At 72.2% G+C, this 14251-nt stretch carries 15 protein-coding genes; 12 read left to right on the top strand and 3 right to left on the bottom strand.

Going from position 1 to position 14251, the window contains the following annotated elements; all coding sequences use genetic code 11:
- The first annotated feature begins 100 nt into the window (after positions 1-100).
- The 4 genes from ACTJJP_RS04465 to ACTJJP_RS04480 all read left to right on the top strand — a co-directional run bounded on the left by ACTJJP_RS04465 (position 101) and on the right by ACTJJP_RS04480 (position 4407).
- Positions 101-2227, top strand: a complete 2127-nt coding sequence (locus ACTJJP_RS04465; RefSeq protein WP_440773822.1) for a TPM domain-containing protein — start codon at positions 101-103, stop codon at positions 2225-2227.
- A gap of 93 nt (positions 2228-2320) precedes the next feature.
- Entirely contained in the window at positions 2321-3076 is a 756-nt protein-coding gene (locus ACTJJP_RS04470) for a PspA/IM30 family protein (RefSeq protein WP_285135773.1), read from the top strand.
- 66 nt (positions 3077-3142) lie between these two features.
- Positions 3143-3955 carry an arginase family protein gene (locus ACTJJP_RS04475; protein ID WP_440773823.1) on the top strand — a complete coding sequence of 271 codons (813 nt, stop codon included), beginning with the start codon at positions 3143-3145 and terminating at the stop codon, positions 3953-3955.
- On the top strand, positions 3952-4407 hold the full coding sequence (locus ACTJJP_RS04480; RefSeq protein ID WP_440773824.1) for a Fe-S oxidoreductase: 456 nt from the start codon (positions 3952-3954) through the stop codon (positions 4405-4407). Before ACTJJP_RS04475 ends, ACTJJP_RS04480 begins: the two co-directional genes overlap by 4 nt.
- A gap of 118 nt (positions 4408-4525) precedes the next feature.
- Here the strand turns inward: ACTJJP_RS04480 and ACTJJP_RS04485 are convergent, their stop codons facing one another.
- The 3 genes from ACTJJP_RS04485 to ACTJJP_RS04495 all read right to left on the bottom strand — a co-directional run bounded on the left by ACTJJP_RS04485 (position 4526) and on the right by ACTJJP_RS04495 (position 6365).
- Positions 4526-4990, bottom strand: coding sequence for an SIP domain-containing protein (locus ACTJJP_RS04485; protein WP_440773825.1), 465 nt, complete (start codon positions 4988-4990; stop codon positions 4526-4528).
- Positions 4991-5145: 155 nt separating this feature from the next.
- On the bottom strand, positions 5146-5859 hold the full coding sequence (locus ACTJJP_RS04490) for a tyrosine-protein phosphatase (protein WP_440773826.1): 714 nt from the start codon (positions 5857-5859) through the stop codon (positions 5146-5148).
- The gene (locus ACTJJP_RS04495; RefSeq protein ID WP_440773827.1) at positions 5856-6365 is read right to left on the bottom strand and encodes a carboxymuconolactone decarboxylase family protein; all 510 of its coding nucleotides are present in this window, start codon (positions 6363-6365) and stop codon (positions 5856-5858) included. The genes ACTJJP_RS04490 and ACTJJP_RS04495 overlap by 4 nt, the downstream gene beginning before the upstream one ends.
- A gap of 158 nt (positions 6366-6523) precedes the next feature.
- Here ACTJJP_RS04495 and ACTJJP_RS04500 point away from each other — a divergent pair, with 158 nt between their 5' ends.
- The 8 genes from ACTJJP_RS04500 to ACTJJP_RS04535 all read left to right on the top strand — a co-directional run bounded on the left by ACTJJP_RS04500 (position 6524) and on the right by ACTJJP_RS04535 (position 14187).
- Complete coding sequence (locus tag ACTJJP_RS04500; RefSeq protein WP_440773828.1) at positions 6524-7483, top strand: alpha/beta fold hydrolase; 960 nt, start codon at positions 6524-6526, stop codon at positions 7481-7483.
- 148 nt (positions 7484-7631) lie between these two features.
- Positions 7632-9143 (top strand): ABC transporter substrate-binding protein, encoded by a 1512-nt coding sequence (locus ACTJJP_RS04505; protein ID WP_440773829.1) that lies wholly within the window; start codon positions 7632-7634, stop codon positions 9141-9143.
- Positions 9140-10090, top strand: coding sequence for an ABC transporter permease (locus ACTJJP_RS04510; protein WP_440773830.1), 951 nt, complete (start codon positions 9140-9142; stop codon positions 10088-10090). Before ACTJJP_RS04505 ends, ACTJJP_RS04510 begins: the two co-directional genes overlap by 4 nt.
- Positions 10087-10956 carry an ABC transporter permease gene (locus ACTJJP_RS04515; protein ID WP_440773831.1) on the top strand — a complete coding sequence of 290 codons (870 nt, stop codon included), beginning with the start codon at positions 10087-10089 and terminating at the stop codon, positions 10954-10956. Before ACTJJP_RS04510 ends, ACTJJP_RS04515 begins: the two co-directional genes overlap by 4 nt.
- Positions 10953-11897: an ATP-binding cassette domain-containing protein gene (locus tag ACTJJP_RS04520; protein WP_440773832.1), complete on the top strand. Its 945-nt coding sequence runs from the start codon at positions 10953-10955 to the stop codon at positions 11895-11897. The genes ACTJJP_RS04515 and ACTJJP_RS04520 overlap by 4 nt, the downstream gene beginning before the upstream one ends.
- Positions 11894-12685, top strand: coding sequence for an ABC transporter ATP-binding protein (locus ACTJJP_RS04525; RefSeq protein WP_440773833.1), 792 nt, complete (start codon positions 11894-11896; stop codon positions 12683-12685). The genes ACTJJP_RS04520 and ACTJJP_RS04525 overlap by 4 nt, the downstream gene beginning before the upstream one ends.
- 130 nt (positions 12686-12815) lie before the next feature.
- Positions 12816-13874 (top strand): M4 family metallopeptidase, encoded by a 1059-nt coding sequence (locus ACTJJP_RS04530; RefSeq protein WP_440773834.1) that lies wholly within the window; start codon positions 12816-12818, stop codon positions 13872-13874.
- Positions 13861-14187 (top strand): protealysin inhibitor emfourin, encoded by a 327-nt coding sequence (locus ACTJJP_RS04535; RefSeq protein ID WP_440773835.1) that lies wholly within the window; start codon positions 13861-13863, stop codon positions 14185-14187. Before ACTJJP_RS04530 ends, ACTJJP_RS04535 begins: the two co-directional genes overlap by 14 nt.
- Positions 14188-14251: the final 64 nt, after the last annotated feature.

The raw sequence follows: 14251 nt of genomic DNA on the forward strand, positions 1-14251 counted from the left end.
CGGTACGGCCGAAGCGGACGCGCCGATCCGATCCCGGGAGACGCCCGGATGTCGACGGTCGTTTGTAGGGTGGGACAGTCCGGCGACCGAAGGGGGAAGCATGCGAACGCCCAGAGCGGCCCACGTGCTGGCCACGCTGATGATCGTGTTCGCCGGCGTCCTGCTCGCGCCGCTGAGCGCGAACGCCGTCCCCCCGCCGTCGTTGGGCTCCAGCTACGTCATCGATCGGGCCGACGCCCTGACCGACTCCGAAGAGGCCGCCGTGCAGATCCGCATGGTGGCGCTGCGCGACCAGACCGGACTCGATCTCTGGGTCGTCTACGTCCCCGAGTTCACCGACCCGCCGGCCGCCGCCGACTGGGCGAACGAGACGGCGAACCGCAACGGGTTGGGCGCCGATCAGTACGTGCTCGCCATCGCCCTCAGCGGCGACACCTTCTCGTACTACCTCTCGGGCGACGCCGAGGACGGCGAGCTCTCCGCCGCGCAGCTCGGAGAGATCGAGCAGAACCGCGTGCAGCCCGCCCTCGAGGCCGGCGACGACGCGGGTGCGGCCATCGCGGCAGCCGACGGGATCCGTGCGGCGCACACCGCCGCCGGCGGGAGCGAGCCCGCCCCGCCCCCCTCGCCCGCCGGCTCCGGCGGACCCGCGCTCGGTCCCATCGTGCTCGTCGGACTCCTGCTCCTGGCCATCGCGATCGGTCTGGTGTGGTTCGCGCTGCGACGTCGGAAGCAGCGCGCCACCGCCGATGCCCCCACCGAGAGTGTCGACGACCTGGCACGGCGGGCGGGATCGGCGCTGGTCGCCACCGACGACGCCGTCAAGACCAGCGAGCAGGAGCTCGGTTTCGCTCGCGCGCAGTTCGGCGACGAGGCCGCGGCGCCGTTCACCGAGGTGCTGACGCAGGCCAAGGCCGACCTCGACCGGGCCTTCTCCCTGCAGCAGCAGCTCGATGACGACGTGCCCGAGACCCCGGAGCAGCAGCGCGCCGCGTACGCGGAGATCATCCGCCTGTGCACGGACGCCGACGAGGCACTGGATGCCAAGGCCGCGGCCTTCGACGACCTCCGCGCCCTCGAGGCCGACGCCCCCGCCGCGTTGACCGCCGCGCGGGAGCGTTACGCGGCTGCCGACGCCGCATCGACCACGGCCGAGTCCGACCTCGCGCGGTTGCGCGAACGCTTCGCCGACGACGCCCTCGAGGCCGTCGCCGACAATCCCGGGCAGGCGCGAGAGCGCCTCGCGCTCGCTCTCGCGCAGTCCCGCGCGGCCGAGACCGCGCTGAACGAGGGGCGCACCGGCGAGGCCGCCGTCGCGATCCGCGCCGCTCAAGCCGCCATCGCCCAGGCCGAGACCCTCGAGCGCGCCATCGCGACGCGCGGCGATGACCTCGCCGAGGCGCAGCAGCGCGCAGCGGCGCTCGTCGCCGAGATCGAGGGCGACCTGGCCGCGGCCGCGCGATTGCCCGATCCCGACGGACGTGTCGCCGCCGCCGCGACATCGGCGCGCACTCAGCTCGACGCGGCCCGCGGCGCCCTGAACGGTGAACGCCCCAGCCCGCTGCGGGCGGTCGACACGCTGCAGCAGGCGAACAGCACGATCGACACCGTCCTCGACGCGGTCCGCGACGAGACCGAACGCCGTCAACGCGCCGAGAGCCAGCTCGACGCCACTCTCGCTCAGGCACGCGCGCAGGTCTCCGCGACCGAGGACTTCATCTCGGCGCGACGGGGAGCGATCGGGCCCACCCCGCGTACGCGCCTCGCCGAGGCCGGCGCGGCCGTCGTCCAGGCGCAGCAGTCGCGCTCGACCGACCCCGTGGCCGCCCTCGCGACCGCCCAGCGCGCGGCCCAGCTGGCCGCCGAGGCCGCCTCGCTCGCCCAGAACGAGGTCGGCGCCTTCGGGGGCACCGCGGGTTTCGGAGGTAACGGTGGCTTCGGGGGGACCGGCGGCGGAGGCGGCGGCATGATGGGCGCAATCCTCGGCGGTATCGCGGTCGACGCCCTGCTCGGCGGCGGGCGGCGACGCGGCGGTTTCGGCGGCGGCGGACTCGGGAGTCTGGGCGGCCTGGGCGGCGGCTTCGGCGGCTCGAGCGGCGGGCGCTCCCGCTCCGGCGGCGGTCACGGCGGGTTCCCCGGCGGGGGGCGCAGCCGAGCCGGCGGGGGCGGCGGCTTCTCCGGAGGCGGACGCAGCCGCGCCGGCGGGGGAAGCGGCAGACGCCGCTAGTCCACCCCTCGCGAGCGCCCCGCTCGATCACAGAGAATTCGTAGCATCCGACACCAGACTCGACACCGTCGCCCTCAGGAAGGAACACCCCGCATGGCCAAGCAGTCCATCTTCGGTCGCATCTCGACCCTCGTCCGCGCGAACATCAATTCGCTCCTCGACCAGGCCGAGGACCCGCAGAAGATGCTCGACCAGCTCGTCCGCGATTACTCGAACTCGATCGCCGACGCCGAGTCGGCCATCGCCGAGACCATCGGCAACCTCCGCCTGCTCGAGCGCGATCACCAGGAAGACGTGCAGGCCGCGGCGGAGTGGGGCAACAAGGCCCTCGCCGCCAGCCGCAAGGGTGACGAGCTCCGGGCCTCCGGCAACGCCGGTGAAGCCGACAAGTTCGACAACCTCGCCAAGATCGCCCTCCAGCGCCAGATCACGGCCGAGGGTGAGGCGAAGGCCGCGGCTCCCACCATCGCCGCGCAGACCGAGGTCGTCGACAAGCTCAAAGACGGCCTCAACGGTATGAAGGGCAAGCTCGAGCAGCTCCGGGCGAAGCGCAACGAGCTCACCGCTCGCGCCAAGGTCGCCGAGGCGCAGAACAAGGTGCACGACGCCGTCAAGTCGATCGACGTGCTCGATCCCACCAGCGAGCTCGGTCGCTTCGAAGACAAGATCCGCCGCGAAGAGGCCCTGGCCGCGGGCAAGCAGGAGCTCGCCGCCTCCAGCATCGACGCCCAGTTCAACGCGCTCGACGACGTGGGAGAGCTCACCGAGGTGGAGGCGCGACTGGCCGCCCTCAAGGTCGGCGGGCCGCAGCGTGCCGCGATCGACGCGCCCAGCCCCGACCAGGTCTGACATCCTCGTGAGTGCATCGCCCGATCGTGCGGGCGGTGCACTCGCGTCTTTCGCCGAGGAGCACTCGTGACCCGATTCATCGTCGCCGCGCAATGGCAGGGGTCGTCGTCGTCACGCGCGATGCAGCTCATCGACGGCGCCGAGGCGATCGCCGGAGACCTGCCGCGCAGCGCGACCACCGTTCTCGAGGCGCCCACCGAGGCCGGAGACGCCCAGGGGACGGGCGTGCACCGCCTCAGCGCCCTGGTGCGCATGCGCGAACGCATCGCAGACGCCGTCCGCGGGTCCGACGAGCCGGCGATCGTGGTGGGCGGAGACTGCGGAGTCGCCCTCGGGTCGCTCACGCCCGTCGCCGCCGACGATCTCGCGGTGGTGTGGATCGACGCGCACGCCGACCTCAACACCCCCGCGACCTCCCCCAGCGGCGCCTTCCACGGCATGGTGCTGCGCGCGATCACCGGTGACGGCGACGGCCTTCTGCGCCTCGAGCCGGGGATCCCTCCCGCGCGCCTCGTGCTCGCGGGAACACGGTCCCTGGATGCCGAGGAGCAGCGCTTCATCGAGCAACACGGCATACGAGTGGTCGCCCCGAGCGAGATGGCCGACCCCGACGTGCTGGCCGACGCCGTCGCCGCGACCGGCGCGACCCGGGTGTACATCCACGTCGACCTCGACGTGCTCGATCCCGCCGAGATGACGGGGGTCGCCCTGCCCGAGCCCTTCGGGGTCCGCACGGTCGACGTCGTGGCATCCATTCGACGGCTGCGGGAACGCCTCCCCCTCGCCGGTGCGACGCTGACGGAGTTCTCGCCGTCGTCGCCGGAGGCCGCCGTCGACGACCTCGGCACGATCCTGCGGCTCGTCGGGGCGCTCGCATGAGCCCGATCCCCCGGCCTCCGGCTGGGTGGCGCGAGCGCGCGGATCACGCGGTCGCCCGCGGGCGACGGTTCGACCGCTTCATCCCGGCCGTGCTGCTCGACTCGCCCCTCAGCCGAGTCGGCTACTGGTACGGCTGCGTCGTCGGGTGGACCTGGGGATCCGTCTGGAGCACCGGCCGTGTCGAGAAGCGTCAGGGCCTGTGGGTGTTCCGCGGGCTCCCGTCATGGGCGTTCCCCCGCGGCGGCGTATGCGTGGGCGGGTGCTTCCTCACCGGCGACGACCGCCCGACCGACGCCGTGCTCGGGCACGAGGCCGTGCACCGACGCCAGTGGCGCCGCTACGGCTTCCTCATGCCGCTGCTCTACGCGCTGGCGGGGCGCGATCCGCTCCGAAACCGCTTCGAGATCGAGGCGGGCCTGGTCGAGGGCAACTACGTACCGCGAGGCAGCTGAAGCGGTCGCCGACGCCGCTTGGGGCGCGCGCCGTCGCATCGCGGCGGCAGCGGCGACCGGAGCCGCCTTGGCGGCCGCGGGAGCGGGCGTCGCTCTGGGGGCAGCGGCAGCCCCGCGGTCAGCGGGCGGTCGCGAGACCGAAGCGTTCGGGAGTGTGGATGGCCTGGGCGTTGACGCCGTGGCGGCTGGTCAGGTCGTCGACGATCTCGGCCGTGCCGAGGTAACCGCCCAGCAGCACGACGCGGGTCGCGTCGTCGTCTGCGCAGAGCATCTCGCCTGCCCAGCCCGAGACGGCGCGCGCGAGCGCCTCCCCGGGAGCGCAGCCGCGACCGGTGCCGGGTGCGCCGGCGCGGCGGGAGCGGTCGAGCCAGGTCAACGTCATGCGCGCCGGGGCGGCGACGGGGCCCACCCACGACTCATCCGGGACCTCGATGAACACGCGTCCGGTCGAGCAGATCGGCAGCGTGGCCAGGAGCGTCTCGAGCTCGACGAGCGAGGTCTCGTCGGCCGTCACGAGATGCTGCACGCGCGTGTGCCGCGACGCCCGACAGGCGGCGGCGTTGTGCTCGGAGGACGTGGTCATGATGGCATCCACTATACCCCCGGCGAAGGGTTGCCTAACCTGAGTTGCCACCCTGTATCTCGATGTCGAGGCGGTCGTCGACGCGAGCCGGTGGCGGCCGGGGCCCCTACGGCAGAGGCTGGTCGGGCCCCCGCGGCCGCACCCGGTGAGACAGGTCAGACGACCAGCAGCTCCCGCAGCCGGCGCAGTTCGTGGTCGGTCGCACCGTGCGCCCGCAGGTACCCGGCCGGAGAGCCGTACTCGCGATCGAGGCGCTCGAGCAATGCGCGCATGACCGGCGCCGGAGACCGCGTCGCCAGCGCCTCCGCGTGCACGGAGCGGGGGTGCAGCTCGCGGATGGCCCGCAGCACGGCCGCGTTGCGCTCGGGCGGCAGCAACTCCTCGGTGCGGGCGTAGTCGGCGATCACGGCCTCGCGGTCGACCCCGGCAGCGTCGAGCGTGATCGCGACGGTGACGCCCGTGCGGTCCTTGCCGACGGTGCAGTGCACGAGCACGGGCTGGGAGCCCAGGATGCCGCGCACCACCGCGACGACGCGATCGGCGGAATCGTCGACGATGGCGGCGTATAGAGCGTCGAGGCTCAGGTCGTTCGCGAAGAACGATGCGACGGAGCCGAGGAACAGCGGTTCGTGCCGCACGTCGACGGCGAGGTCGTCCAACCGACTCGGGGCGTGGGCCACCTCCGCGTCGTCGCGCAGGTCGATGACGCGCCGGATGCCGAGCTGTCGGAGCGTGCGGACGCCGGCGTCGTCGACGGCCACGAGGTTGCCCGATCGGTACAGCACGCCCTCGCGCGTGCGGCCGTCGCCGGCGGGCAGACCACCGATGTCGCGGAAGTTCGCCGCACCCGAGACCAACGACACCGTCATGCGTCGTGCTCACCGTGGTCGTGGGGCGCCGTGGCCGGGGAGGCGTCCGTGCGCGGCGGTACCGGGTAGCGACCGGCGATGGCCACGCGGTTGAACGCGTTGATGGCCACGAGGACCCAGCTGAGGGCGACGTACTCCCGTTCGCTCAGGATGCCGCCGGCCTGATCGTAGACGTCGTCGGGGATGCCGTCCTCGTGGATGAAGGTGAAGGATTCGGTCAGCTCGAGCGCGGCACGCTCGCGGTCATCGAACACGCCCGACTCGCGCCAGGTCGCGATCTGCGCGATGACGTCGGCGTCGAGTCCGGCCTTCACAGCCGCATCGACGTGGACGCGCACGCAGAAGGCGCAGCCGTTCAGCTGCGACGCGTGGATCTGCACGATCTCGCGCAGGCGTGCGTCGAGCCCGGCGTCGGCAGCGAGACGACCGACGGTGGTGGAGAACGACCGCAGTGCCGCGTACGCCTCGGGAGCCTTCTTCGACAGGTGCACGCGTTCCTCGGCCATGGCCACAGCCTAGGGGCCGCAGTGCGCGCCCGGGCCGGGATTCCGAGCGTCCCCGCCGCGACGCCCGGCCGACGCTCCGGTCGCTCGATCGGCCCTGTCGTGACGCCCCATGGCACGTCGGTGGCGTCGTCGTCGGGCGCGGTGACAGGCTGGGGGCCATGCCCGAGCTCGACGAGTTCTCCTTCCTCCCCGCGCAGGCCGCCTCCCTGGGACGCGCCACTCCGACGGTGCACCGCATCGGCGTGACGCTCTCCGACGGTCGCTCCCTCAGCAGTCTGCGGTGGGGCGAGGAACCTCCGCGTGTGACGCTGCTGCACGGCGCCGGACTCAACGCCCACACCTGGGATACGACGTTGCTGCATCTCGGCGCCCCCGCCCTCGCGCTCGACCTGGCCGGCCACGGAGACTCGTCGTGGCGCGACGACGCCGCGTACGTCGCCCGCGTCCTCGCGCACGATGTCGTGGCGGCGATCGAGGCCTGGACCGACCGGCCGCAGACGCTGGTGGGCCACTCCCTCGGCGGGCTCACGGCCGCCGCGGTGGCGGCACCCCGACCCGACCTCGTGTCGCAGCTCGTGATCGTCGACATCACCCCCGGCGTCGACCCCAGCGCGGGACCCGCGCAGATCCGGGCCTTCTTCGCCGGCCCGACCGACTGGGCGTCCCGCGACGAGCTCGTCGACCGCGCTCTCTCCTTCGGTCTCGGCGGCACGCGCGAGGCGGCGACGCGCGGCGTCTTCCTGAATTCCCGCGTGCGACCGGACGGACGCGTGGAGTGGAAGCACCACTTCGCCCACCTGGCCGCCGCCGCAGCGAACGCGGGCACCGACGCGGCGACCCCCGACGCCGTCCGAGCGGTGCTGGCCGCCACGGGGTGGGAGGACATCGCCGATGTCACCCGTCCGATCACCCTCATCCGCGGCGAGCGCGGTTTCGTCACATCGGCGGACGCCGAGGATTTCGCGCGTCGCGTGCCCGGCGCCGCGGTGCGCACCCTCCCCACCGGCCACAACGCGCAGGAAGAGGATCCCGGCGCTCTGGCCGCCCTCCTCGCCGACGCCCTGTCGATGGACGCGGCGCCCGCGGCCGATGAGAAACGCGGCGGCCGGGGCCGATGAGAGGGGAGCCCCACCTCCCCCGTGTCACACGCCGTCGCGCACCGTCACACGCGGAAGGGAGGGAATACGGGTGAAAGTAGGCTGTTCCCACCCCTGCACGGCATCCACAGCACCCCGATGCCTTCGGCCTGCGAAAGGACACCCCGCAATGCTGCGCCGCACCACCCTCGCCACGAGTGCGCTTCTGATCGGAGCCCTGCTCCTCACCTCGTGCACCGGTTCGAACACCGCACAGAACGCCACGGGCGAGGCGAATCCGGATGCCACCCTCACCGTGCGCCTGTCGCTCGAGCCGTCCAACCTCGACATCCGCCGCACGGGTGGCGCCGCGCTCGAGCAGGCACTGGTCGACAACGTCTACCAGGGTCTCGTGAGCCGCAACGCCGATGACGGCAACGCGATCACCCCGGCGCTGGCCACGGAATGGAACGTGTCGGCCGACGGCCTCACCTACACCTTCACCCTGCGGCAGGGGGTGACCTTCCACGACGGCAGCGAGCTCGCCGCGGATGACGTCGTCTCCTCCCTGCAGACGGCGAAAGACGATGCGACCATCGCCGACAGCTCCGATCTCGCCGCGGTGACCTCGATCGCGTCCCCCGACGCGTCGACCGTCGTGCTGACGCTCGCGCAGCCCAACATCGACTTCCTGTTCACGCTCACCGGCCGGGCGGGCCTCGTCTTCAACAGCGGCGACACGACCAACCTGCAGACCACCGCGAACGGCACCGGACCGTTCACGGTCGCGAGCTGGAACACGGGGCAGAGTCTCACCCTTGCGCGGTACGACGGGTACTGGGGCGAGAAGGCCGGCGTCGCCCAGGTCGTGCTCGACTACATCCCCGACAACAGCGCCGCCATCAACGCCGCCGTCAACGGCGACCTCGACGTTGCTCTCGAGATCGACCCCGAGTTGCGCGGCCGGCTCGAAGACGGGGGGAATTTCACGATCGAGTCGGGCCTGACGACCGACAAGGGCACCCTGGCGTTCAACAACCAGCGCGCTCCCCTGAACGACCAGCGGGTGCGCGAGGCCCTGCGTCTGGCGATCGACCACGATGCGCTCGTCGAGACCCTCGGCTCCGGCGACACCCTCTACGGCCCCATCCCGCCGCTCGATCCCGGCTACGAAGACCTCTCCGGCTCCCTCGCGTTCGACCCCGACCGGGCCCGCGAGCTCCTCGCCCAGGCCGGCGCGCAGAACCTCACCCTGACGCTCACCATCCCCAACGTCTATCCCGGCACGATCGCCACCTTCCTGGTGTCGTCGTTCGCCGATGTGGGCGTCACGCTGCAGGTCGAGCAGGTCGACTTCAGCGCCTGGTTGCAGGACGTGTACACGAACAAGGACTACGACCTCAGCTTCGTCCGCCACGTCGAGGCCCGCGACTTCGGCAACTGGGCCAACCCGTCGTACTACTTCGGCTACGACAACGCCGAGGTGCAGAGCCTCTACGCCCAGGCGCTCGCCACGACCGACGAGCAGCAGTCCTCCGACTTCCTCGCCGAGGCCGCCCGGATCGTCAGCGACGAGGATGCCGCCGACTGGCTGTTCCTGTCGACCCCGCTGACCGCGGTGGGCACGAACGTCGCAGGCTTCCCGAAGAACTCCCTCAACGTGCGTCTGCCGCTGGCCGGTGTGACGGTCTCGTCGGAGTGACCCGCTACGCGCTGACACGGCTGGGCCTGCTCGTGCTGGGCCTGGCCGTGGCCAGCGTGCTGATCTTCCTCTCGCTGCGGGTCCTCCCGGGCGACGTCGCCCAGCTCATCGCCGGCGCCGAAGCGACGCCCGCGCAGATCGCCGCCGTGCGCGAGCGCCTCGGCCTGGACGTGCCGCTGTGGTCGCAGTACGGCGACTGGATCGGCGGGTTGCTCCGTGGCGATCTCGGCACCTCCCTCGTGACGGGAACCTCGGTCACCGCGGAGCTGGCTGACAAGGCGCGGGTCACCGTTCCGCTCGCGGCCATGTCGCTCACGGTCGCGCTGCTCGTCGGCATCCCGTTCGGTGTGCTGTCGGCTCTGGGACGGCGCCGCGCGAGCGGAACCGCGGTGAGTGTCGTGGCGCAGGCCCTGGCGGCCGTCCCGGTGGTCTGGGCGGGTCTCATGCTGGTCGTGGTGTTCTCGGTGTGGCTGGGATGGTTCCCGCCGCAGGGGTTCCCCCGGGTCGGGTGGGGCGACCCGGCGGCGGCCTTCCGCGCGCTCGTGCTGCCCGCCCTGACCATCGGCGTGGTCGAGGGGGCCATGTTCCTGCGCTTCGTGCGCAGCGCCACGCTCCAGGCGCTCGGCCAGGACTACGTGCGTACGGCCGCGGCGAAAGGCCTCACCCGCACGCGTGCCCTCCTCACCCACGGCCTGCCCAACGTCGGGCTCTCGGTCATCACCGTGCTGGGGCTGCAGATCGCCGGCGTCATCGTGGGAGCGGTGATCATCGAGCAACTGTTCACCCTGCCGGGGATCGGCCGCATGCTCGTCGGCGACGTGGCCTCTCGCGACCTGCCGAAGGTGCAGGGCGAGCTTCTGGCGCTGACCGGTTTCGTCCTCTTCGTGGGCTTCCTGGTCGATCTCGTCCACCGCCTCGTCGACCCCCGCCAGCGGGAGGCCGCATGAGGACCCTGCGACGTCTCTGGGGGCTCGGAACCGGTCGGTTCGGCATCCTCATCGTCTTCCTCGTGATCGTCACGGCGCTGGTGTCGCTCGTGTGGACGCCCTTCGATCCATCGGCCGTCGACGCGCGGGACCGCTGGAGCGATCCGTCGTGGCCGCACGTGCTCGGCACCGACAACAGCGGTCGCGACATCGCGAGCCTGCTGATGGCGGGCGCGCGCACGACGGTGATCGTCGCCGTCGGGGCGGGGGTGGTCGCCTCCGGGCTCGGTATCGCCCTCGCGGCCCTCGGCGCGCTCACCGCGCGGTGGGTTCGAGACAGCGTCGCGGTGCTCGTCGACATCTTGATCGCCTTCCCGGTCCTCATCATCGCGATGATGATCTCGGCGGTGTGGGGCGGATCCCTCGCCGTCGTCATCTGGGCGGTGGGCATCGGCTTCGGGGTGAACGTCGCCCGCGTGACCCGGCCGGAACTCCGACGCGTCCAGCAGAGCGACTACGTGCTCGCCGGACGAGCGAGCGGCCTGACGACGTGGCAGAACCTCACCCGGCACCTCCTGCCCAACGTGGCACCGGTGTTCATCGTGCAGCTGTCGTGGGGAATGGCGGTGGCGGTGCTCGCCGAGGCGGGGCTCTCGTACCTCGGCTTCGGCGCCCCGGTCACCGAGCCCTCATGGGGTGTGCTGCTGAGCGATCTGCAGGCGTACATCGCCGTGCACCCGCTGTCGGTGGTGTGGCCGGGCCTGGCGATCACCCTCACCGTGCTGGGGCTGAACCTGCTGGGCGACGCCCTGCGCGAGGCAGCCGATCCCACCCTCTCCGAGCGCGCGCCCTCTGTTCGTCTGCACGTGCCGGGGGTGGTCGCGTGAGCCTCGAGGTGACAGGCCTGCGCGTCGAGATCGGCGGACGCCCGGTCGTCGACGGGATCTCGTTCGCCGTGCCCGATGGCGCGCGAGTGGGCATCATCGGCGAGTCCGGATCGGGCAAGTCGCTCACCGCCCTGGCGATCCTCGGGCTCCTTCCCGACGGGGCGCGGGCGAGCGGCAGTGTCCGGTGGAACGGGCGCGAGATCCTGGGGCTCGCGGACCGGGAGCTCGCTCGTCTGCGCGGCGACGACATCGGCATGGTGTTCCAGGAGCCCCGCACCGCCCTGAACCCGATCCGCACGGTCGGCCGGCAGATCGGGGAGTCGGTGCGCATCCACGAGCGCGTCTCGCGCCGCGAGGCGCTGCGCCGGGCGGTCGTCGAGGCGGAGCGCGTCGCGCTGCCCGATCCGGAGCGCATCGTCTCGCGGTACCCGCACCAGTTGTCCGGGGGCCAGCGCCAGCGGGTCGCCATCGCCATGGCCCTGGCCTGCCGCCCGCGCCTGCTCATCGCCGACGAGCCGACCACCGCGCTCGACGTGACGATCCAGGCGGGTGTCCTCGCGCTGCTGCGCACCCTGGTCCAGGATGCCGGGATGTCGCTCGTCTTCATCACCCACGACCTCGCCGTGCTGGCGCAGGTCGTCACGCACGCGGTCGTCCTCGAGCAGGGCCGGGTGGTCGAGCAGGGCGCTGTCGGCGAGCTGCTCCGCGCGCCGTCGTCGCCGGTGACGCAGGCCCTGCTCCGCGATGCGACGGCGACGCTGTGGCATCCGGAGCGTTCGCATCCGTCGGTCTCGGATGCCGGGGCGGCGGCTGTCGACGGACGCGCCGTCACGACGGAGAGCGACCGGGCCCCTGACGGTTCCGCGGCGGAAGCGGATGACACCGCGCCACCGCCCGCGCCGGAGGGCCCCGTGGACTCGGAAACGGAGCGGACGTCGTGACCGAGACGATCATCCGGGCACGTGGACTCTCCCGCGAGTACCCGGCCCCCCGCACCCGCGGATTCGGACGTGCGGAGCGCACCCCGGGTCTCGTCGACGTCGACATCTCGGTGCTCGCGGGCTCTGCGGTGGGGATCATCGGTGAGTCGGGCTCGGGCAAATCCACGCTGGTGCGCCTGCTGCTCGGACTCGATGTCGCGACGGCGGGGGCGATCGAGGTCGACGGACACGCAGTAGACGCGCGGGGGTCGGCGCGTTCGCTGCACTGGCTCCGTCGCACGACGGGGGTCGTCTTCCAGGATCCGTACGCCTCCCTCGATCCGCGCATGAGCGTCGGGCGCATCGTGGGAGAGCCCCTGTGGGCGCTGGGCATCGAGGGCGATCGCCGCGCCCGCGTGCGGGAGGTCCTGGAGCAGGTGGGGCTCGAGGCCGACATGGCCGCCCGCTTCCCCCACGAGTTCTCCGGCGGACAGCGACAGCGCATCGCGCTGGCCCGGGCGATCGTGCACCGTCCGCGCATCCTCATCGGCGACGAACCGCTGTCGGCGCTCGACGTGACGGTGCGGGCGCAGATCCTGCGTCTGCTGGCGCGGCTGCGCGTCGAGGAGCAGCTGACCCTCGTGCTGGTGTCGCACGACATCGGCGTCGTCCAGAGCGTCTGCGATCAGGTCGTCGTGATGAAGGACGGTCGCATCGTCGAGCAGGGGCCGACCGAGAAGGTCCTGTTGCAGCCGCAGGCCGCGTACACCCGCCAGCTGCTGGCATCCGTCCCGACCCTGCCTCGCTGACGCGGCGATCGTTCGCACGGGCTCCGCGCGTACCGTCACGCTCCTCCCCACGGCGGGGTGAGGGGAATACGCCCCCAGGTCGAGAGCAAGGGATGCCGCGATGTCGGAGGTGCGCGCTAGCCTCGGGCGCATGATCGCCGGCATCGTTCCCCCCTTCCTGCTCGACCGTCTCGCCCGGACCGACGACCCGCGTCTCGCACGGGCCGCCGCGGCCGCCCGCAAGACACTGGCCGTCGCGCGTCCTCCGCGGCCCACACGCACGCGACTGCGCCTGTCGATCGACGGCGATGCACTCGTGGCCGAGACCGCGCCCGCCCCCGATCGCATCATCTCCGACGCCGGCAACACCGAGAACCTCCCGGGGCGCCGAGTGCGCAGCGAAGACGACGCCGCCAGCGGCGATGCCGCCGTCGACGAGGCCTACGACGGCCTGGGAGCGACCTACGACTTCTTCTGGGACGCCTTCGCGCGCGACGGGATCGACGCCGCCGGTGGCTCGCTCCTGGCCACGGTGCACTTCGGCGACGACTACGACAACGCGTTCTGGAACGGCGAGCGCATGGTCTTCGGCGACGGCGACGGCGAGGTGTTCATCGGGTTCACGCGCTCTCTCAGCGTCATCGCCCACGAGCTCGGCCACGGGGTGACCGAGGCCGCCGGCGGCCTGGAATACCAGGGGCAGTCCGGCGCTCTGAACGAGTCTCTATCCGACGTCTTCGGAGCCCTCGCCGAGCAGCATCACCTCGGCCAGCGGGCCGACGAGGCGAGCTGGCTCATCGGGGCGGGTATCTTCGCACCCGACGTCCAGGGCGAAGCCCTGCGATCGATGAAGGCACCCGGCACGGCGTACGACGACGACGTGCTCGGCAAAGACCCGCAGCCCGGTCACATGCGCGACTACGTCGAGACCGACGACGACAACGGCGGCGTGCACATCAATTCGGGCATTCCGAACCGGGCGTTCTACCTCGCCGCCACCGCACTGGGCGGAAACGCCTGGGAGCGGGCCGGACTCATCTGGTACCGCACACTGACCGCGGGCACCCTCTCCCCCACCGCCGACTTCACCGCCTTCGCCGCAGCCACCCTCGCGGCGGCCGTTGCGGAGTACGGTGAGGAGTCGGAGGAGGTCGCCGCCGTCCGCGCCGCGTGGGCCGGGGTCGGCGTCGTGGAGGATGCCGCAGCCTGACACCGACAGCGACGAGCGTCTCGCGATCGTCGTCGTGCGCTCGGGCGGTATCGCCGGGCTCTCGAAGCAGTGGCGGGCCGAGCCGGATGCCGACCATGCGGCGCGCTGGAGAGAGCTCGTCGAGAGTTGTCCCTGGGACGCCCCGCCGCCGCCCACCTCCGGGGCGGACCGCTATCAGTGGCGCATCGAGGTGCATCACGGCGGCGCACCCGTGCACCAAGCACGATTGGGCGACGGACAGGTCGAGGGTGTGTGGCGCACGCTCGTCGACGAAGTGCGTGAGGCGGCACAGCCGCGGCCGCGCGGTCGCTGAACAACTGCCGCTTTCAGCACCACGGCGCCCGGCGGCCGCCGGCCGGCCCCCGGCGTCCGACGTG

The sequence above is a fragment of the Microbacterium sp. 22296 genome (assembly GCF_052045385.1).
In the GTDB taxonomy this organism is placed as follows: domain Bacteria; phylum Actinomycetota; class Actinomycetes; order Actinomycetales; family Microbacteriaceae; genus Microbacterium.